The organism is Nitrospinota bacterium (genome assembly GCA_016208975.1).
In the GTDB taxonomy this organism is placed as follows: domain Bacteria; phylum Nitrospinota_A; class UBA7883; order UBA7883; family JACRLM01; genus JACQXA01.
Window position 1 is genome coordinate 115,300 of sequence record JACQXA010000002.1, and the last position, 19,949, is coordinate 135,248.

The window sequence follows — 19,949 nt, forward strand, 5'->3', positions numbered from 1 at the left end:
TCAGTCGAACTTCCAGTCGGTCGCCGCGCCCTTTTTTATGGGAAAGGTTTCCGCGAGCCAGTTTGAAACCGCATGGGCCGCCACCGCGTGCCCGGCGCCGTTCCAATGCACGCCACCTTCATATAGTACGGCGTATTTGCCGTTCACCTGGCTGAAGGGATGGTACAGCCGCATGTAAGGTATCTTCTCGTTTCGCAGGAACGGCTCCAGGTCGTCCTCCACCGACAGGTAATAAGGCTGGTTCGGCCCGGCGGCCTGGGGCTCCAAAGCCTCCCGTTTGGGGATTATCACCACGCCGAACTTGCCGCCGTCTTTCTCCACTTCGGCCTTAAGTTTTTTGATTATCAGATGCGTCAGCAGGAAAGCCTCTTTCCATTTGTCCGACGGCGTTTTCGTCCACAACGGCCCATAAGCCTTGTCGAAAGCGTCGCTCTTCCCCTCGTCCTCCTTATGCGCCAAACCGAACAGCGGCGCAAGCCGGTATTCCCACAAAAGGTTAAGCTTCACCTCGTGGAGCAATAGCGACCTTAAGCACATGAACCGGAACGGTTCGTATCCGTTTATCCTCATCGGGTCGTTATACGGGTCCACGAAAGATTTGGCCAGCGGCCCTTTATACGGATGATTTTTCAGAATAATATCCGTCTTCCCCTCGTTAAGCGTGAAATAGGGTTTTTCGGTGGGGGCTCTCATCATTTCGGCGAACAGGCCCGCGGCGTTGTCCCGGATGTCGTTCCCAACGTAGATGTGCAGGACGGTTATGTCCGGTTTCAGCGCCTTTCCCTTGCTCTGGTAGAAAAGAAGCTCCTGGTCGGTCCCGTACCCGTTGGTTCCGGCGTTCACAATCTCCGCCTCGTACCCGGCCCGGCGCAGGCGGAACTCGGTTACGCTCTTGTACATCTCCTCGAAGTTGTAGGCGTTGTCGTACAGGAAAGAGTCCCCAAGAAACAGGACCCGCGTGTCCGGCCCTTTCTGCGCCGCGTATTCCCTGTCCCGCGCGCCCATGGAGTTTATGGATGTGTGGATAAGCCCGTTCCATGTCTCCACGTATCCCGCCGCGTAAGGTTCCATACTCCAGCCGGTGTTCCCGTCCGCCACATGGAAGGAGCGCCAGTTGTACAGATGATGAGCCATTTTCCGCTCGTTCATCCGCAGGAACATTTCGATGGCCCCCAGGTATAGCAGGGCGAATATAAGGATAGTGGCAACGGTGAACAGCAGGTTTTTTATGAAAGACATTTAAACCACGCCTAATGTTTGGGATTAACGGGATAACAACCCATAAACGGGTAAATCATATCCCGCCGCCGTCCGCAATTCAACGGGAGCCCTCCACCATGGCCCGCATGCCCTCCTCCACGGAATAGGGCGGCGTCCAGCCTAGCGCGACCCTGATTTTAGAACTATCCACACGAAGGGAGCCGAACAGCTTTTCCACCGCGCCGCTGGTGATGGGCATTTTTCGCCCCATCAGCGCGCCAGCCATGTCCCCTGCCTGTCCCAAAGTTTTCATCAAACCTAATGGCACGGCTGGAATCCTCAATCTCTTATCCATAGCCTCGCCGATAAGCCTGTACAGGCGCGAAGTGGAAATATCCTCCCCGTCGCTCACAAGAAAAATCCCGCTGGCGGCAGATGGATTTTTTGAACATGCAATAATAGCGTCCACCAGGTTGTCCACGAATATCAGGCTCCGCAAGTTCGTGGCGGCGCCAAGTGGCAACGGAATCCCCTTTCGCGCGGCTTTCACCAGCGCGGCCATGTTCCCCTTCACGCCGGGCCCGTAAACCAGCGGGAACCGGAGGATGACAAGCTCCACGCCACCGCGCGCGCATATCCCTTTTAAAACGTTCTCCGCCTCAAGCTTGGTTTTGCCGTAATCGTCCTCCGGCGCGCAGACCGATGTTTCGGTGTACGGGATTTCTAAGGTTCGTTCACCCATGGCTTTTACGGAACTGGCGAAAACTATCCTTTTCACCCCCGCCTCCACGGCCCGCTCACCCAGAACACGGGAAGCTTCCACATTCACCCGGTAATATTCCGTGGCCGGATTTTGGGCCTTGTCATGCATTACGTGGGCCCGGCCCGCCAGATGGATAACCGTATCCACCCCGGCAAGAGCGCCCGGCAAATCCGCGCTCGCCTCCAACTCCCCGGTTATAACCGTTTTAACGCCCTCTGGAAGCCCTTTGCCGCCCTTGGCCGACCGCAAGGCGCAAACCGCCTCGTGCCCTTCCAGAAGAAGCCGTGGAACCAGCCGCCTGCCAACAAAACCGGAAGCCCCCGTCACCAGAACTTTCATGGGTTCAGTGTTTCACCCCATGGCCGGTAATGGCCTTGATAAACGTCAGGAACAGTATGTATATGTCCAGCGGGAACGACTGGCGCTCCTTGTAATAAAGGTCCATCTCCACCTTGTCGGGGATGGAAAGCTCGTCCCGCCCGTTCACCTGCGCCCATCCGGTAAGGCCGGGCCTCAAATCGTTTATGCCATATTTTTCCCGCAGGGCCACCAGGTCGTCCTGGTTGAAAAGCGCCGGGCGGGGGCCAACGAAGCTCATGTCCCCCTTTATGATGTTCCAAAGCTGGGGGATTTCGTCCAGGCTTGTTTTGCGCAGAAACCCTCCGATGGGGGTAAGGTGGTTATGCGGATCGGCCAGAAGATGGGTGGCCACCTGCGGCGTGTCTATCTTCATGCTACGCACTTTGGCCATGGGAAAATGCTTCCTGTGGCGCCCCACCCGCTCGGAAAAATAAAGCACGGGGCCTGGCGATGTTATTTTAACGGCCAGCGCCACAAAAACCATTATCACCGCCAACAGTGGGGCCAACGCCAGCGCCAACGCCAGGTCGAATACTCTCTTCAGCGTCACAGTCCCGCCCCGGCCAGTTTGCGTTCGTAAAGGGCCAGTGTTTTTTGCGTCACGATCTTTTCAGAGAACTTTTCTATAACGGCCGCCCGCCCGGCGTCGCCCATTTTGCGCCGCAAGGCCGGATCGGTTGACAGTTTTTCTATGGCTCCGGCCAGGGCGTTTACATCCCGCAACGGGACCAGCAGGCCGTTCTCGCCATGCCGGGTTATCTCGCGGCACCCGGCTATGTTGTAAGCCACGATGGGCCGGGCCGCCGAAGCCGCCTCGATGAGTGATTTTGGCACCCCTTCGCCGTAAAAGGAGGGCAGGGCCACTATGGACGCTTTCTTCAAGGTATCCGGCATGTCGTCCCGCTGGCCCCAATATTCCACCACGCCTTCATCGTTCCACTCAGCCAGCTGGCTCGGAGCTATGGATGATGGATTATGTTCATCCGGAGACCCAGCCAGGGCCATGCGGACGGCGGCCCCGCGGGACTTTAATATCCGCGCCGCCTCCACGAAATCATAAACCCCTTTAGTGGCAAGCATTCTGGAAGACAATAGAACCACCGGCGCGCCGGAAGGCTCCTTGCCCGGGGGGGTGAAAACGTCCGTATCCACTCCGGAGCCCATTATCAGTTCCGCTTGGCTTGGCGTAACGATTTTCCCGCTAACGAACGTGTTCATGTCGTCCGGGTTCTGGAAAATCGCGCAGGATTTTTTGCGTCCCATGGCCAGCCGCAGTACGGTTTTTATGGCGGTCCGGGTGACCGACGCTTTGAACCCCTGGGCCACAAAAATATGCCCAAGCCCCGCCAGCGCGTTCACCGTGACCGGCACACCGGCCAAAGACGCGGCGATGGAGCCATAGACCACCGGTTTTAACGCCACGTGATGGGCCACATGGGGCTTCACCCGTTTATAGATAGCCACTATTTCCGCAATCGCCATTGCCTCGGAGAATGGGTTCAGCGACCGGCGGGACAGGCTCAGCGGTGCAAGCGAAAACCCTTCTGCGGCAATCTTATCGCCGTGGCGGTTCACCGCCGTAGCCACGGTAACCTCGTATCCCGCGTCCCGCGCGGCCCTGGCCAAAGCCAGCCTGTGGGAGTGGAAGTACCAGTCCTCGGTGATAAAAAACAGGATTTTTCGCTTCGTCATCCGGTTATTATGAGTTTGATAATGGCCGTAATGGGAGATTTTGTCATTTCGGCGGGTATAAGGCAATATGCCCCGAAATTGGGTAGTGTCCCAGTTTGAAAGTACAGGGGAGATTCTTCACTTACGCTCAGAATGACAATATAACAGCCGTTGATAACATTGTCATCCTGAGCGAAGCGCAAGCGAAGTGAAGGATCTGTCTGTTATTTGAGATTCAAACTGGGACACCACCCGAAATTGACACCTGCATGGCTCACGGCTACCATACTTGCTCGAGGATGGCGCGAGGCGCCTGTTTTCGCAACATTTAACCGCTAAGGCGTTTTGATGCCCAGTTTGCCCCGTTCCAACCATAACCGCGTTATCCTTTTGCTGGCGGCGGTAATATTTATCGCCCACAACGCCTGGTTCCTCCGCTCCCCCATCATCATGAGCGGCGACACGCCCAGGTATATAGACTCGGCGGATTACCTTCTGGCCCACGGCGCAATAGTTGGGCGCGACCAGAATTATTCCGGGTTCGTGGCTTACCTGGCGTTTATGAAAATACTGGCGCCTGAAGGGGAATCGTTCAAAATAGCCGCCATCGCGGTCCAGACCTTTATTTCCCTCATCGCCTTTCTATGCGTTTATGGAACCGGGGCGCGGGTGTTCTCCGAGACTGCCGGGGCGCTGTCGGCTCTGTTCTTCTCGCTGAACCATTACGCCATATACTGGATCCAGTATGCGCTTACCGACTCGCTGTTCATTTCGTTCGTCATCATATCCGTATGGGCGCTGGTCCGTTTCGGCGAAAACGGGCGATGGATATGGCTGGCGGCCCCAGCCTGCCTGTTCACCGCCGCGCTCCGGCCCAACGGGGTGTTCATATTCCCGGTGTTTCTTGTTTATCTGCTGTCATATTTGTCCCGGAAGGTTCAAATAGCCATCTACTCGGCCTGTATTGCGGCGGCCATCGCGGCCTCCCCCTTCCTGATGACGGAGTTCCAGAAAGCCACGGACCATATACAGGTGATGGACAACCTCACCGGCGGTTATCTTGTGTGGGGGCTGGACAAAATTGAAATGCCCCCGTTCCAATGGGAAAAAAAGAACGTGATAGAAGATTCGTTCACCTATTTCACCGCCTATCCCAAGGACACTCTCAAGCTTTTCGCCACCCGGCTCTACACCGCCTACATCTTTACCCGGAGCGGCTACACTCCCGCCCACAACGCTTTCCTGCTCACGGTCCTGCCGGTGTTCTACATTCTCGCCGCCGCCGGGGCCGTCAGGAGTTATATTACGGTCTTCACCCGCGACAGGTTGCTTGTAATGGGCGTCATCGCCGTTCAAAGCGCCATACTGGCCCTCACTTTCAGCGATTACGACCCCCGGTTCACGTGCTACATTATTACCCTTGTGGCGCTGTTCTCGGCCTACGGCGCCGAATGGATTGGAATAATCACCGTTGGGAAACGCGGCGTTTAATGGAGCGTTGTTGATATGCCGGCATCAGTTTATCTAGACCCCGCCCGGGACGAATATACCCGCAAGCGGATGGAGCATTGGGACTCGCTGGCGCCGGATCTGGACCAATACAAACGCCACAGCGCCGCGTACCATAAAAGGCTGGCCGGGGTTTACCGGTTCATCATCCCCCAGGGAAGCCGGGTGCTGGAGATGGGATGCGGCCGGGGCGACCTTCTGGCGGCGTTAAAGCCCGGCAAAGGCGTGGGGGTGGATTTTTCAGCGGAAACAATCCTGGCGGCCCGCCAGAGGCATCCACAGCTGGAATTCATCAACGCCGACGCGCACGATTTGGATATGGCCGGGGAGTTCGATTTCATCATCCTGTCCGACCTGCTTAACGACCTGTGGGACGCGCAACAGGCCCTGGAGCGCGTCCGGAAGCTTTGTTCGCCCCGCACGAGGGTTGTGATGAACCTCTACAGCAAGCTGTGGGAGGCGCCGCTGTCATTCACCAAACGGCTGGGGCTCTCCACGCCGAACCTTACGCAGAACTGGCTTACCGTGGAGGATGTGGCGAACCTTTTGTCGCTCACGGATTTGGAGATGATCCGCAGTTTCGGCGAGGTGATGCTACCCCTTGATATTCCCGCCGTGACAACCATGTGCAACCGCTACCTTGTAAAACTGTGGCCATTAAGACATCTGGCGCTCACCAATTTCATCGTGGCGCGTCCGGTGGGTTTTGGGCCATCTCAAAAACCAGTGGTGTCCGTATTGGTTCCCGCGCGTAACGAGGCGGGGAACGTTCCGGACATTTTCAGGCGCGTGCCGCAAATGGGCGCGGGAACCGAGCTTATCTTCGTTGAGGGCCATTCCAAAGACGACACCTATTCAGCCATCGAACGGGAGATTAATAACCACCCCGGAATGCGCGTGAAGCTGTTAAAACAGACCGGCAAGGGCAAAGGCAACGCCGTGCGGGAGGGTTTTACAGCGGCCACAGGCGACGTGCTGATGATCCTGGACGCGGACCTTACCGTGCCGCCGGAAGACCTGCCCCGGTTCCTGGAGGTGATAACCTCCGGCAAGGGGGAGTTCGTCAATGGTGTACGTTTAGTCTATCCCATGGAAGACCAGGCCATGCGGTTCCTGAACCTGCTGGGCAACAAGTTCTTCAGCCTGGCCTTCTCGTGGCTTTTGGGCCAGCCGGTAAAAGACACGCTGTGCGGCACGAAGGTTCTGCGAAAAAGCGATTACGAGAACATCGCCGCCAACCGGAGCTATTTCGGCGATTTCGACCCCTTTGGCGATTTTGACCTGATATTCGGCGCCGCCAAGGCCAACATGAAGATTGTGGACCTGCCCGTGCGATACCGCGCCCGCCTTTACGGCGAGACCAACATAAACCGCTGGAGCCACGGCGCCCTGCTTCTGCGCATGGTTGCCTTCGCAATGAGCCGTATAAAGTTCATATAGGTTCCAGAAAACCGCCGGTTGCTATAAAATGCCCCTGTCGCGCCCTGTTGGGGCGCCTTTCGGGGATCGTTAAATACCGTGGAAAAAACATCGAAAATATTTGTGGCCGGACACAAGGGGCTGGCGGGGTCGGCCATTTGCCGCGCTCTTGAAAAAAACGGTTACTCCAACCTTCTTCAGCGGGACAGGGGCCAGCTCGACCTTGAGGACCAGCGTTCCGTGCGGGAGTTTTTCAAGTCTGAAAAGCCGGAATATGTTTTTCTGGCGGCGGCGCGGGTGGGGGGCATCATGGCCAACAACACGTACCGGGCCGAGTTCATCTACAACAACCTGATCATCCAGACCAACGTGATAGACGCCGCCTGGCGCGCCGGAACGCAACGGCTGATGTTTTTGGGTAGCTCCTGCATCTACCCGCGCCATTGCCCCCAGCCTATGAAGGAGGAACACCTGCTCACCGGCCCGCTGGAGCCCACCAACGAGCCCTACGCCGTGGCCAAGATAGCCGGAATAAAAATGTGCGAGGCTTATAACGCCCAGTACGGCGCAAGCTTTGTGTCCGTCATGCCCACGAACCTGTACGGGCCGAACGATAATTTCGACATACACAACGCCCACGTCCTGCCCGCCCTTCTGCGCCGGGTGCACGAGGCGAAAAAAGCCAAAGCGCCGGAAATAGTCGTATGGGGCACCGGAACCCCCACCCGGGAGTTCCTGCACGCCGACGACATGGCCTCAGCCTGCCTTTTCGTAATGCAAAAAGGGATTACGGAAATGGTGAACATCGGCACTGGCGTGGATGTTACCATCGCCGAGCTGGCTCGGCTGATATGCAGTGTTGTGGGGTATGAGGGGGAGGTGAAGTTTGACCCTTCAAAACCCGACGGCACGCCCCGCAAAAGGCTGGATGTCTCCCGGTTGGGCGAATACGGCTGGAACGCGGGAATAAGCCTGGAGGAAGGGCTGGAAAGCGCCTACCGCTGGTTTTTGGCCAGCAAATACGTCTGACAGGTCAGTACTGCTTCTCGTAACTGGCAAGGTCGGTATTCGGCTCCCGCTTCTTCCAGTAGGTGGCGGCGCTCTTGTCTATTCGCCTGTCCATGGGGTCCTTGCCCAGGGCGCGCATGATAAGCCCCGTGGGGGTGATGATCAAATAAAACACGATGGCCAGCAACAGCCGCGTGTTAAACCACGCCAGAGCCGCGGCGAACTTTATCCAAAGCCGGTAGAAGGGCAGAAGCGCCATGGGGGCGAAAGCCGCGAAGAAGGCGAAGAACGCCGACGCGCCTAGGAAATAAGGATAGGCCGCCCGCCCGCGCCACCACAAAATCCCGCCGATGACGCCGAAGATGACGGTGAAACCTGTCCAGGTTGTTCGTACTTCTTTTACGCTCTCGCCTATGGCCATTAGTCCAGCTCGAACTCCTTTTGCCAGTCGGTGTCCCCCTCAAGGGCGGGCTGTTGGGTCTTGTCCAGCACATAGTTGCCCAGCACCAGGTAATCCATGTTGGTGCGCATGAAACACTTGTAGGCCTCGGCGGGCCTGCAAACGATGGGTTCGCCCCGCACGTTGAAGGAGGTGTTGATTATCACCGGGCAACCGGTGATCCGCTCGAATTTCTTTATCAGCTCGTAATATGCGCCGTTGCGCTCCCTGTCCACGGTCTGGAGCCGGGCAGAATAGTCCACGTGGGTTATGGCCGGTATGTCCGACCGGGGGACGTTGAGCTTCTCTATGCCGAAAAGCTGTTCCTGCTCGGCGGTCATGGCCTTGCGGTGATCGTTCCGCACCGGGGCCACCATGAGCATGTAAGGGCTCTCGGCGTCATAATCGAAATAATCCGCCACCCGCTCCCGCAATACCGACGGGGCGAAGGGGCGGAACGATTCGCGGAATTTTATCTTCAGGTTCATCACCGACTGCATCTCCGGGGAGCGCGCGTCGCCGATGATGCTCCGGGCCCCCAGGGCGCGCGGGCCGAACTCCATGGGCCCGTAGAACCAGCCTATGACCTTTTCCGAGGCGACAAGTTTGGCCACGGCCGTGGTCAATTCGTCCTCGCTGGAATATTTTGTGAACGGGGCGCCGCTTTCCTCCAAGTATTTTCCGATTTCCTCGTCGGAATAATGGGGGCCAAGGTAAGAGCCCCTCTGAACGTCCCGTTTGCCGTCGGCCTTCCTGGGTTGGCCTTCCACCTTGTGCCAGGCGAACAGCGCCGCTCCCAAGGCCCCTCCGGCGTCTCCGGCGGCGGGCTGTACCCATATCTCGTCAAAAACCTTCTCGGCCAGCAGTTTCCCGTTGGCCACGCAGTTCAAAGCCACACCCCCGGCCAGGCAAAGCCTGGAAAGGCCGGTCACCTTCCGGGCATGGCGGCCCATGCGCAACATGGCCTCCTCGGTCACCACTTGCACCGACCGGGCCAGGTCCATCTCTTTCTGGGAAAGCCGGGTCTCCGGTTTTCTGGGCGGGCCGCCGAACAGGGCGTGGAATTTTTCCGATGTCATGGTAAGCCCGGCGCCGTAGTTGAAATAGCCCATGTCCAGCTTGAAGGAGCCGTCTTCCTTGAGGTCTATTAAATGCTTGTAGATGAGATCCACATATTTCGGCTCTCCATAAGGGGCCAGGCCCATCACCTTGTACTCGCCGGAATTCACCTTGAACCCGGTGTAGTAGGTGAACGCCGAATATAAAAGCCCCAGCGAATGGGGGAAATGCATTTCGTAGAGCAACTCCAGGCCGTTACCCCTGCCCACGCCCAGCGAGGTGGTGGCCCACTCCCCCACCCCGTCCACGGTCAAAATGGCCGCCTCTTCAAAGGGCGACGGGTAGAAGGCCGAGCCCGCGTGGGACTCGTGATGCTCCGGGAATATTATCTTCCCCTCGTATCCCAGCTTTTCGCGGAGGTGGTCCCGCATCCACAGCTTTTCCTTCAGCCACAGGGGGATGGCCTTGAAGAACGTGGTGATCCCCTGCGGAGCGTAAGCCAGGTAGGTCTCAAGGATGCGCTCGAACTTTATCCAGGGTTTGTCATAGAAAGCCACGGCCCCGAGGTCGGCCACGGTGATGCCCGCCTTCTCCAGACAGAACCGCACCGCGTGCTCCGGATAGTCGGCGTCGTGCTTTTTCCGCGTGAAACGTTCCTCCTGGGCGGCGGCCACTATCTGGCCGTCTTTCAACAGCGCCGCGGCGGAGTCGTGATAGAACGCGGATATCCCCAGTATGTAAATGGCTTATTCTCCCAATTAAAAGGAACCGCCCGGTGGCTTCTAGAACAACGTGTATATGAAAGGCGCCAAAGCGGAACCTTCCGTGAACACGATGAGCGCCCCGAGGGCCAGCAGAATAAGAATTATGGGCCCCAGCCAGAATTTTTTCCTGACTTTAAGGAAATCCCAGAACTCTCCCAACACTGAAGACTTGGACATGTAATCACCGCTATTTGATATAGTTCGCTCCCGCGCCCGCCACTGCGGACACAAGTTGAGGTGGGATTTTACCCCATCAACCACCCTCAATTCAAATTTTTCTGCCCATGGGTAGTGTCCCAGTTTGAATCTCAAATAATTGACAGATCCTTCATTCCGCTTGCGCTTCGCTCAGGATGACAATGTTATCAACGGCTTTTATCTTGTCATTCTGAGCGTAAGTGAAGAATCTCCCCTGCGCTTTCAAACTGGGACACCACCTGCCCATGCCGGGGGCAAACAGCCAGCGCCGGGAATGGTAAAATGGTTTAATGGTTTTAAAATACACACATAATGCGGCCTCAGCCCAGGCGTTAAAAAAATGAGCCTGGCTGGCTGGTTAAAGCGCCTTTTCCTGAAAGATGGGGGCCCTCCATTAAGCGGGCGGAGCCTGCTTGCCATTGGGGGTATAGTGGCGTTGCTCCTGTCCATATCCCCCGAAATCGTAAAACAGCATCAGGCGGTGACAGGAGTCCGTCACCTGGAGGAAACCCCCGGTTCCGTTCCCTGGACGACACTTGAGAAGGTGGATATTAACTACATCACGGACAAGAACAGGTTATTCAGCGTGGAGGCCCAGCCGGAGGTATTAACCCTTAATGGGAAGAGCGCCCGCGTCACGGGTTTCATAACTCCGCTGGAGCCGGGAACGCAACTGCGCAAATTCATCCTGGCGCGAACGCCGCCCACCTGTTTCTTTTGTGTCCCGGGAACCCCGGCCAACATGGTTTACGTGGAGACGGCCAATCCCGTGGCCTATAAACAGGAGCCGGTGACCGTGGAAGGGATTTTCAGTTTCGACAGCGACATGACAGACGGGATTTTATACCGGCTCCGGGCAACATCGGCGGAATAACCAATAGCCATTCAGGGCGGATTATCTCCTGACGGCCTTTAGCTCCACCATGTTGCCCGCAAGGCTCTGGGCCGGGCTTTTGAGGCGTTTCAATATCTGGTGGTACACCCCTTCGCCGTCCTCCAGGCAGTTGTCCACCGCCCAACGGGCCAGCTCCTCGACGCCGTCCAACGCCTCGTCCCCGCCAACCACGGTCCTTATTTTCGGGTGGGCGGTGGCGCCCAGCGTCTCCCCATCCCCGTTTAGGAACTCCTGGAGCTTCTCGCCGGGGCGCAGGCCGGTGTACTTGATTTCTATGTCCCGCCCGGGCTCGAATCCGGCCAGCCTTATCATTTTCTTCGCCAGGTCGGCTATCTTCACCGGTTCGCCCATGTCCAGCAGGAAAAGCCCCCCCTGGCCGCCCATGGCGCCAGTCTGCAATATCAACAGCACCGCCTCGGGGATAGTCATAAAATAACGCTCCACGTCCGGGTGGGTTACGGTAACCGGCCCCATGTCCTCTATCTGCTTCAGGAACAGCGGCACCACCGACCCGTTGCTTCCAAGGACGTTTCCGAACCGCACGGCCATGTAAATGGTCTTGGCGTTCCTCGACCGGCTTTTTATGTAAAGCTCGCACATCCTTTTGGTGGCGCCCATGGCGTTGGAAGGGTCCACCGCCTTGTCCGTGGAGATGAGCACGAACCGCTCCACCCCGTATTTCTCCGCCAGGGCCGAAAGCGCCACGATGCCGCCCACGTTGTTCCGCACGGCCTCGCCCTTGTTCATTTCCATAAGGGGCACATGCTTGTGCGCGGCGGCGTGGAACACGAACTGGGGCCGCTCCTCGGCGAAAACCATGTCCATCCTGGCGCTGTCCGCCACGTCGGCGCAATGGTAGCTTATGGGCATCGAGCCGGTGAAACCGTTCATGTTCACGCCGAGGTGGTACAGGTAATTCTCGCAAACGTCCACCAGCGCCAGTTTGGACGGGCCGAACTCTGCTATCTGCCGGGCCAGCTGGGCGCCTATGGAGCCCCCGGCCCCGGTTATAAGCACCCGTTTGCCTTTCAAAAGCCCCTCCACCCGTGAAAAATCTATGCTCACAGGCTCCCGGTTGAGCAGGTCCTCGATCTGTATGTTGCGCAGATGCGACACGTCAATCTTGCCATGCTCCCCGTCCAGATAGGCGGGGATAACGCGCATGGTCACGTTATGCGCCCTGCAGGCGGTGTTCATCTCCTCCAGCTTCTCGCCGGACAGCTGGGAGGCCACCAATAGCTCCCGCACGCCGAGCCGGGTCACAATGTCCTCGAAATTATCCATGGAGCCGAGTACCGTGTAACCGTGGATGGACGAGCCGGAGAATTGCTGGTTGTCGTCTATTATCCCCACAAGGTCGTACCGGCCGGCCCATTCGCCGCCGGTCATACCGCGCAATAATAGCTCGCCCCGTTCGTTGGCGCCGTATATGACAGCGGGCATCCCCCCTTCACGTTTACCGGCGCGGGACGGGCGCAAGGCGTTAAGCAGTGTTTTCATCCCCAGCCCGCGGCTGTAGTAAAGCCGGATGGACACCCGGAACAGGCCCACCAGCGCCAGGGTGTTTATGGAATCTATTATGAAAACCGAGCGGGATACCATGCCGGCCGCCGAGGAGTAGTACCAGAAGAACAGCCCCACCATGATAGTGGCGAAGCTTACCGCCACCGCCTTGACAAGGTTTATAAGGTCCACAAGGCTTGTGTACCTCCACATGCCCGACTCCAGCCCGTAAAAGGCGAAAACCACCAGTTTGAGCGCAATGACGGCCGGAGCGGTCCTCCAGAAGAAATCGTTAACCTCCCCGGCGCCGGTCTCGAACCGGAGCCAGTAGGCCAGCCAGTACGCGACGAATATCAACGCCGCGTCGGTGGCCAGCACTATGTAAGTGTGCGGGTTCCTTATGGCTATTCGGGCCTTCATTATTTCCTTTATCGGCCGCCGGGGGCCCCTTCTTTATGGGCCCGCCGCCGCCTGCGTTAAATAGTGGTTGTCACACGCTTGAGGTTGAAATTGTAACATCTTTGCCGTTCCCCCGTAAAATGCCCCCCGCCGGGCGGCCCGGCGAATATATAATGCTCTGGCGTGGCGCGGGCCACGGAGCGTTTCAAATCAAACTGGTAACCGGGAAAAATGACCGTTAAGGGAACCGTTCTTGTCACCGGCGGGGCCGGATATATAGGGAGCCATTGCGCCCTTTATCTGCGGGAAAACGGATGGGAGACTGTAATCCTCGACAACCTTTCCACCGGACACAAGGAATCGGCGCTGGGGCAAAGGCTTGTGGTGGGCGACGTGGGGGACGGAGCCCTGCTGGACAGCGTATTCAAGACGCGCTCCATATCGGCGGTGATGCATTTTGCGGCCAGCGCTTACGTGGGTGAGTCTGTCACGGACCCGGCCAAGTATTACCGCAACAACGTGGTCAACGGCCTGGCCCTGCTGGACGCCATGAGGCGCAACGGCGTTTCAAACCTTGTGTTTTCCTCCACCTGCGCCGTGTATGGAAATCCGGAGCGGACGCCTTTGACGGAAACCCACCCCAAGGCCCCCATAAGCCCATACGGTTTCTCCAAGCTGGCGTTTGAACGGATGGCGGAGGATTTTTCCAGCGCATACGGCCTTAAACCGGTGTTCCTGCGCTATTTCAACGCCGCCGGGGCCGACCCGGAAGGAAGGCTTGGTGAAAACCACGACCCGGAAACCCATCTTATCCCGCTGGCCATCCAGGCCGCCCTGGGCCGGCGCGGGCCGGTAACCGTGTTCGGCGCGGACTATCCAACCCCCGACGGAACCTGCGTCAGGGATTATGTGCATGTTATGGACCTGGCAGACGCGCATCTAAAAGCCATGGAGCATTTGTTAAACGGCGGCGCGCCCTCCGCGTTCAACCTTGGCTCGGGAACCGGCTATTCCGTGCGGGAGGTGGTAGCCATGGTGGAGAAAGTTGGCGGGAAATCCGTGCCGGTCATTGAGGGGCCCAGACGGGCGGGAGACCCTCCGGCGCTGGTGGCCTCATCGGCCAGGGCGCTGGAAACGCTAGGCTGGAAACCGCGATACGCGGAGCTTGAAGCCATAGTTAAAACAGCGTACGAGTGGCATAAGAAACAGGTTGGAAGTTTTTAAAGCGGTGAAACCTTCGTCTGCGGTGGTAGTTTACCCATTGCAGGCCCATTCAAATGTTTTCTTCAGATAATTCAAGTTTGATCTATAGGGGATTAATCCATCATGTTGTAACCTTCCCACCACTATCCCTGGAGCTATACCCATTCCGGATGAAAACTCCATTATTCCTTTTCTGGTAAAAAGCCCTTTTCTTTTGAATGGTTCATAATACGCTTTGGGGATTAACAAATTAGAAGCGAAAAGATTGGCCTCTTTTTCTTCTTTTTCCAAAGATCCCCCGATATTTTTCTCAACAAATATTTCCTTTCTTCCATGTAGCAATATATGCCCAGCCTCATGAAAGAAAGAAAACCAGAATTGATCATCCGTTTTATAACGCAAAGTAAGCTGGATAACCGGTTTCCCGGCAAACCAATGCGTCGCGCCGTGAACCCTGGTGTTCTTTAATTCCTGAACCAGAGCCAGCACCACGCCATTGTTAGCGCAATATTCCTTTAAAGCGGGCTCGAACTTCCAGGCCTTTTCTTTAGTTAAACCCCTTATTTCACGAAGAACCCCCTTAAAAGAACCCCCATCGAAGTCTGGAACGTTTGTTGTTTGCGCCTCCAACTGGCCTTTACGAAGCCATGCCGCAAGCGCCCATCTATCACTTTTAAACGCTTGTGAGTGGCGAAAAGCTATTTCCGGCCTGTTCCATATTTCAACGCATTCCTTGGGCGAGGCCACACCAAAAAAATCCATGATTTCCTGGAGCTTCTCAACAGGATTACGATAATCCGCAATCCATCCGCGTTGCGCTAATTCGCGGTATGGGACATCATTCAAAAAACCGGTTTCCTTTCCCAGCGCGGAACGCTCGTTGTTTTTGGCGATGGCGTCCTGGTAATTCCGCTCCAGATTTGTCCAAAACCCGCAAGGTATCCCAAGAACCCGCTCAAGCTGAATGGAGGTTTCCGGCGTTATGGCCGTAGTCCCCATTATTATGCCGTTAATCGTCTTTTTTGGCCGCCCCATGCGCTGGGCCAGTTCCGCCTGTGACATACCAATGGCCTCAAGGGTCTCACCCAGCGTCTCGCCTGGCGGTACGGCGTAATCAGGCTCATAATTCGGGGATGTCTCAACCATGGTAATCCACTATATCCAAAATGCTGATTTTCGTTATTTTCCTATAATCCGGTGAAACGTCAGGCAATGTGGGCGCTGGATTATGCGCGGACTCAAAAACCAGACGAAATGGATGATTAAGGTCAACGGCAAATTTACCTTCCATTTCACCCTTCAAAGAATGCAATCTTGCCGCCGGTAACAACCTCATTTCAGCCAGATTTTCCGCCGCCTGTAATTGAACAAGCCGCAATTTCAGTTTTTTAGCGCGCGTATCTCCAAGTGATCTGATTGACTCCCGCTCGGAAGAACATATCTTCCTCATCTTCCGGCTATTAAAGTGTATATCCACCGCGGTTACATATCAAGATAAATCATATACGGATACCGTTAACGTTTTTTTTAATTACATTCCGGGCCAGGCGGGGCCTATTCCAGCTATCGCGCCTCCTCCATGCACAGCCCCAGCGACTGTTCCCATTGGGGCATGCAAAGCCCGAAGGTTTTTTCCACCTTCTCCACCGACAGCGCCGAATGGGCGGGCCGCCGGGCGGGTAAGGGGTATTCAGCGGTCTTGATGGGAATAACGTCCACAGGCGCATCCAGTTTCATCCGTTTGATAATGGCCCGGGCCTGTTGAAAGCGGGTTACGTTCCCCTTGCACGCCACGTTGTAAACGCCCTCAAAACCCTCGAACGAAACCCCCTTGGGGCCGGATAGTTTTGAAATTATCTGCGCCGTGGCCTCGGCCACAACCCGCGCCCACGTGGGGGAGCCGGTCTGGTCCGCCACCATCCTGATTTCGCCACCCTGCCTTGCACGGTTCATTACCGACGCAAGAAAATTTGGGCGCGCCATGGCCGAATACACCCACGCCGTCCTTAATATCAGGTATGGCGCCCCGGAGGCCATCACCCCCATGTCCCCTTCCAGCTTGGTGTGCCCATACACATTAAGCGGAGCGGTGGCGGCCTCTTCGGTGTACGGGATTTCTAAGGTTTCGCCGTCGAACACGTAATCGGTGGAGTAATGGATTATCGCCGAGCCGGCCTTCCTCGCCTCCTGCGCCATGAGGGTCGGGGCGATGGCGTTTATCATCCGCGCCTTTTCAGGCTCGGCCTCCGCGCGGTCCACGGCGGTGTAGGCGGCGGCGTTCACTATGATGTCGGGTTTCATCGAGCCGATAGCGGCGGCGATGGCGCCGGGATCCACCAGGTCCAGGTCATACCTGTCTGGCGCGGCCACTTCACCCAGCGTTGACAGTGTCCGCTGAAGCTCCCAGCCTGTCTGGCCGTTCTTGCCCGTAAGAAGGATCTTCATGAACCGCCCTTCCCGCAATGCCTGGTGTTATTCAGGCAGATGGCTTTTGTCCAACTGCGCCAGCCTGGGCGCCTTGGCGTCTTTCTCCGACACCACGGGGTTTTGCGACGGCCATTGAACGCCTATGTCTCCATCGTTCCAGAAAATGGAATGCTCGGCCCGGGAGCTGTAATAGTCGTCGCATTTGTAGGCCACCAGCGCCCGCTTGCTTAACACATAATATCCGTGGGCGAAACCGGGGGGTATATAAACCTGCCGCCGGTTTTCCGCCGATAAAATCACGGACGCCCATTTGCCGAAGGTGGGCGAGCCTTTCCGTATGTCCACCGCCACGTCGAACACTTCGCCGTAAAGGGCGTAAACCAGCTTTGCCTGGGGGTTGGGGAATTGATAGTGGAGCCCGCGCAGGACGCCCCGTTTGGAGAAGGCCACGTTGTCCTGCACGAAATGGCCGATGGCCCCGGCGGCGGTGTATCTTTGCTCCTGCCAGGTTTCCATGAAGAATCCCCGGCTGTCGCCAAAAACGTCCGGCTCGAAAATTTTTATCCCGTCCAGCCCCGCCTCAAGAATCTTCACCGGGCCACCTTTGCTGTAACAACCCCAGAAGATACCTGCCGTACCCGTTGTTGTTCATGGATTCGCCTATGGCCGTAAGATCATCGGCGCTGATGAGGCCCCGGTTGAAGGCTATCTCCTCGGGACAGCATATTTTAAGCCCCTGCCGTTTCTCTATGGTGTCCACGAAATTGGCCGCGTCCAGTAAAGCGTCGTGGGTGCCCGTGTCAAACCACGCCTGGCCCCGGCCCATCTTCTCCACAGTAAGCTCGCCGCGCTCAAGGTAAACGCGGTTTAAATCCGTTATCTCCAGCTCCCCCCGGGCCGACGGTTTCAACCCCTCGGCGGTTTCCACCACGCCGTTGTCGTAAAAATACAGCCCCGTCACCACGAAGTTCGATTTGGGCTTGGCCGGTTTTTCCTCTATGCCCACGGCGCGGCCTTTGGCGTCGAACTCTATGACCCCATACCGCTGGGGCTCGTTCACCCAATAGCCGAACACCGTGGAGCCCCGCTCCCGCGATGCGGCCCGTTTCATCATGTCCGCCAGCCCGTCACCGTAGAAAATGTTGTCACCCAATATCAGGCAACACCCTTCCCCCGCCAGGAAATCTTTTCCTATAAGGAACGCCTGGGCTATTCCCTCCGGTTTTTCCTGGGTGGCGTAGCTTATGCGGATACCCCATTGGGAGCCGTCTTTCAGCTGGCGCTCGAACTGCGGCCGGTCCCCCGGCGTGGTGATTATGAGGATGTCGTTTATGCCGCCCAGCATCAGCACGCTGAGCGGATAGTAAATAAGCGGCTTGTCGTAAACCGGCATGAGCTGTTTGCTCACGCTTATGGTGAGGGGGAAAAGCCTTGTGCCCGTGCCCCCTGCCAGGATAATGCCTTTTGTGATCATTTTATTTTCCGCTTACGCCCAGCCGCTCGCCTTTATATGTTTCCCTGGTCACCGCGGCCACCCATTCCTCGTTATCGAGATACCATTGTACGGTTTTCCGCAGACCGGCGGGAAAGGTTTCCGACGGGCGCCAGCCCAGCTCTTTTTCTATCTTTCCGGCGTTTATGGCGTAACGGCGGTCATGACCGGGCCTGTCCTGAACGAAGGTTATCAGCTTTTCGTGAGGCCTGTGGGGCGATTGCGGGAAAAGCTCGTCCATGATGGCGCATATCATCTTCACAACGTCCATGTTCTTCATCTCCGCCCCGCCGCCGATGTTGTATGTCTCCCCTGCCCGGCCCTTTTCCATCACAAGCCTTATGGCTTCGCAATGGTCTTTCACGTACAGCCAGTCCCGCACGTTCTGCCCGTCCCCATATACCGGCATGGGCTCGCCCCTGCGGGCCTTGCTTATCAGGAGCGGGATGAGCTTTTCGGGAAACTGGTACGGGCCATAGTTATTTGAGCAATTGGTGATGTTCACCGGCAGGCCGTAAGTGTGATGATACGCCCGCGCCAAATGGTCCGAAGCGGCCTTGGAGGCGGCGTAAGGGGAATTGGGGGCATAAGGGGTTTTCTCGGTGAACCGCTCATCGCCGGGCCCCAGGGAGCCGTAAACCTCGTCCGTGGACACATGGACAAACTTGAACCCGTCCCTTTTAGCTCCCGATAGCGTGGAATAATAACCCCTCACCGCCTCTAATAGCTCGAACATGCCGTTTACGTTGGTTGATATGAAGTCTCCGGGGGAATCTATGGATCTGTCCACATGGGACTCGGCGGCGAAATTTACAATGTGATCCGGAGCGTGTTCCGTCAGTAGCGTTTTCACCAGCGCCCGGTCCCGGATGTCGCCATGGATGAAAATGTGGTTGGGATTTTTTTCCAGCGGCTTGAGGGTTTCCAGATGCCCGGCGTAGGTTAGCGCGTCCAGATTCACAACGCGGTACTGGCCGCCCGGAGTGAGGGCTATTGAAAAGTTGCCGCCAATAAACCCGGCTCCTCCAGTCACAAGAACCGTTTTCATTATTCCGCTCTGCTGGGCTCCATGGTTATGTTTTTTCCGGCTCGATACAATATGGTTTAGTGAACCGCCAAAATCAAGCCTTATGCCAGCCATTTTGCCAGCAAATTGGACATGCCCTATAAAATCCTAATGTAACTTTTCAAGTTCCGTTATCAAAATCCTGATTTATCGCGGGCTATTTTCTTTGTTAGGGGTATAAGTAGAAACTATGTGCACCTTTCCATGGTTACAGCCTGGAATGGCGTTTGGAGCATAGTCCGGTTATTTCCCTGCAATTCCGCTCTTTTCCTTCCCAATGAAACATTGGGTCATCACCGGTTCCGGTTTGAAGTGTTTTATCTTTCTTTTATCTTACTTTTAAATCTTTTAATGCTTTTAGATGTTTAGACAGCCGTAACGCAAGCTTATTTAATGCGTTGAAAGGGCTTGGGGCGCCAGATGTTCTACGAAAGGCGCCCATATATTCTACGTAAGGTTACCGTTCCTTCTACGTGAGGCGCCCTTATGTTCTACGAAAGGTGTACGTTTTCAATATGTAAGGGCGCCATGGCTTCTACGTAGGGAGAACATATCTTCTATGAAACGCCGGAGG

At 56.5% G+C, this 19,949-nt stretch carries 19 protein-coding genes; 5 read left to right on the forward strand and 14 right to left on the reverse strand.

The window, feature by feature from the left end; genetic code table 11:
• From HY751_02215 to HY751_02230, 4 genes are all read right to left on the reverse strand, one after another.
• On the reverse strand, positions 1-1,239 hold the full coding sequence (locus tag HY751_02215) for an SGNH/GDSL hydrolase family protein (protein ID MBI4665205.1): 1,239 nt from the start codon (positions 1,237-1,239) through the stop codon (positions 1-3).
• A gap of 79 nt (positions 1,240-1,318) precedes the next feature.
• Positions 1,319-2,302: an NAD-dependent epimerase/dehydratase family protein gene (locus HY751_02220; protein ID MBI4665206.1), complete on the reverse strand. Its 984-nt coding sequence runs from the start codon at positions 2,300-2,302 to the stop codon at positions 1,319-1,321.
• 4 nt (positions 2,303-2,306) lie between these two features.
• Entirely contained in the window at positions 2,307-2,867 is a 561-nt protein-coding gene (locus HY751_02225) for a sugar transferase (GenBank protein ID MBI4665207.1), read from the reverse strand.
• A gap of 2 nt (positions 2,868-2,869) precedes the next feature.
• On the reverse strand, positions 2,870-4,015 hold the full coding sequence (locus HY751_02230; GenBank protein MBI4665208.1) for a glycosyltransferase family 4 protein: 1,146 nt from the start codon (positions 4,013-4,015) through the stop codon (positions 2,870-2,872).
• 327 nt (positions 4,016-4,342) lie between these two features.
• Here HY751_02230 and HY751_02235 point away from each other — a divergent pair, with 327 nt between their 5' ends.
• The 3 genes from HY751_02235 to HY751_02245 all read left to right on the forward strand — a co-directional run bounded on the left by HY751_02235 (position 4,343) and on the right by HY751_02245 (position 7,951).
• Entirely contained in the window at positions 4,343-5,485 is a 1,143-nt protein-coding gene (locus tag HY751_02235; GenBank protein MBI4665209.1) for a glycosyltransferase family 39 protein, read from the forward strand.
• A 69-nt stretch (positions 5,486-5,554) separates the two neighbouring features.
• On the forward strand, positions 5,555-6,943 hold the full coding sequence (locus tag HY751_02240) for a glycosyltransferase (GenBank protein ID MBI4665210.1): 1,389 nt from the start codon (positions 5,555-5,557) through the stop codon (positions 6,941-6,943).
• Positions 6,944-7,021: 78 nt separating this feature from the next.
• The gene (locus HY751_02245) at positions 7,022-7,951 is read left to right on the forward strand and encodes a GDP-L-fucose synthase (protein MBI4665211.1); all 930 of its coding nucleotides are present in this window, start codon (positions 7,022-7,024) and stop codon (positions 7,949-7,951) included.
• Positions 7,952-7,955: 4 nt separating this feature from the next.
• On the opposite strand, the gene HY751_02250 is transcribed toward HY751_02245, so the two are convergent.
• The 3 genes from HY751_02250 to HY751_02260 are packed head-to-tail and all read right to left on the reverse strand — an operon-like array spanning position 7,956 to position 10,369.
• Positions 7,956-8,351, reverse strand: a complete 396-nt coding sequence (locus tag HY751_02250) for a hypothetical protein (protein MBI4665212.1) — start codon at positions 8,349-8,351, stop codon at positions 7,956-7,958.
• Positions 8,351-10,171, reverse strand: a complete 1,821-nt coding sequence (locus HY751_02255) for a carbamoyltransferase (protein MBI4665213.1) — start codon at positions 10,169-10,171, stop codon at positions 8,351-8,353. The genes HY751_02250 and HY751_02255 overlap by 1 nt, the downstream gene beginning before the upstream one ends.
• Before the next feature lie 39 nt (positions 10,172-10,210).
• The gene (locus tag HY751_02260) at positions 10,211-10,369 is read right to left on the reverse strand and encodes a hypothetical protein (protein ID MBI4665214.1); all 159 of its coding nucleotides are present in this window, start codon (positions 10,367-10,369) and stop codon (positions 10,211-10,213) included.
• A 361-nt stretch (positions 10,370-10,730) separates the two neighbouring features.
• On the opposite strand from HY751_02260, the gene HY751_02265 reads away from it, so the two are divergent.
• A complete protein-coding gene (locus HY751_02265; GenBank protein MBI4665215.1) occupies positions 10,731-11,264 on the forward strand; it encodes a DUF3299 domain-containing protein in 534 nt (177 codons plus the stop codon).
• Positions 11,265-11,285: 21 nt separating this feature from the next.
• On the opposite strand, the gene HY751_02270 is transcribed toward HY751_02265, so the two are convergent.
• Complete coding sequence (locus tag HY751_02270) at positions 11,286-13,208, reverse strand: polysaccharide biosynthesis protein (GenBank protein MBI4665216.1); 1,923 nt, start codon at positions 13,206-13,208, stop codon at positions 11,286-11,288.
• A gap of 210 nt (positions 13,209-13,418) precedes the next feature.
• On the opposite strand from HY751_02270, the gene galE reads away from it, so the two are divergent.
• Positions 13,419-14,411, forward strand: a complete 993-nt coding sequence (galE, locus tag HY751_02275) for a UDP-glucose 4-epimerase GalE (protein MBI4665217.1) — start codon at positions 13,419-13,421, stop codon at positions 14,409-14,411.
• A gap of 30 nt (positions 14,412-14,441) precedes the next feature.
• Here the strand turns inward: galE and HY751_02280 are convergent, their stop codons facing one another.
• The 6 genes from HY751_02280 to rfbB form a co-directional block, all read right to left on the reverse strand.
• Positions 14,442-15,536: a HigA family addiction module antidote protein gene (locus HY751_02280; GenBank protein ID MBI4665218.1), complete on the reverse strand. Its 1,095-nt coding sequence runs from the start codon at positions 15,534-15,536 to the stop codon at positions 14,442-14,444.
• On the reverse strand, positions 15,529-15,840 hold the full coding sequence (locus HY751_02285) for a type II toxin-antitoxin system RelE/ParE family toxin (GenBank protein MBI4665219.1): 312 nt from the start codon (positions 15,838-15,840) through the stop codon (positions 15,529-15,531). The genes HY751_02280 and HY751_02285 overlap by 8 nt, the downstream gene beginning before the upstream one ends.
• A gap of 113 nt (positions 15,841-15,953) precedes the next feature.
• A complete protein-coding gene (gene rfbD / locus HY751_02290) occupies positions 15,954-16,835 on the reverse strand; it encodes a dTDP-4-dehydrorhamnose reductase (protein ID MBI4665220.1) in 882 nt (293 codons plus the stop codon).
• A gap of 27 nt (positions 16,836-16,862) precedes the next feature.
• Positions 16,863-17,411: a dTDP-4-dehydrorhamnose 3,5-epimerase gene (gene rfbC / locus HY751_02295; GenBank protein MBI4665221.1), complete on the reverse strand. Its 549-nt coding sequence runs from the start codon at positions 17,409-17,411 to the stop codon at positions 16,863-16,865.
• Positions 17,398-18,291 carry a glucose-1-phosphate thymidylyltransferase RfbA gene (rfbA, locus tag HY751_02300; protein MBI4665222.1) on the reverse strand — a complete coding sequence of 298 codons (894 nt, stop codon included), beginning with the start codon at positions 18,289-18,291 and terminating at the stop codon, positions 17,398-17,400. The genes rfbC and rfbA overlap by 14 nt, the downstream gene beginning before the upstream one ends.
• 1 nt (position 18,292) lies before the next feature.
• Positions 18,293-19,357, reverse strand: coding sequence for a dTDP-glucose 4,6-dehydratase (gene rfbB, locus HY751_02305; protein ID MBI4665223.1), 1,065 nt, complete (start codon positions 19,355-19,357; stop codon positions 18,293-18,295).
• Positions 19,358-19,949: the final 592 nt, after the last annotated feature.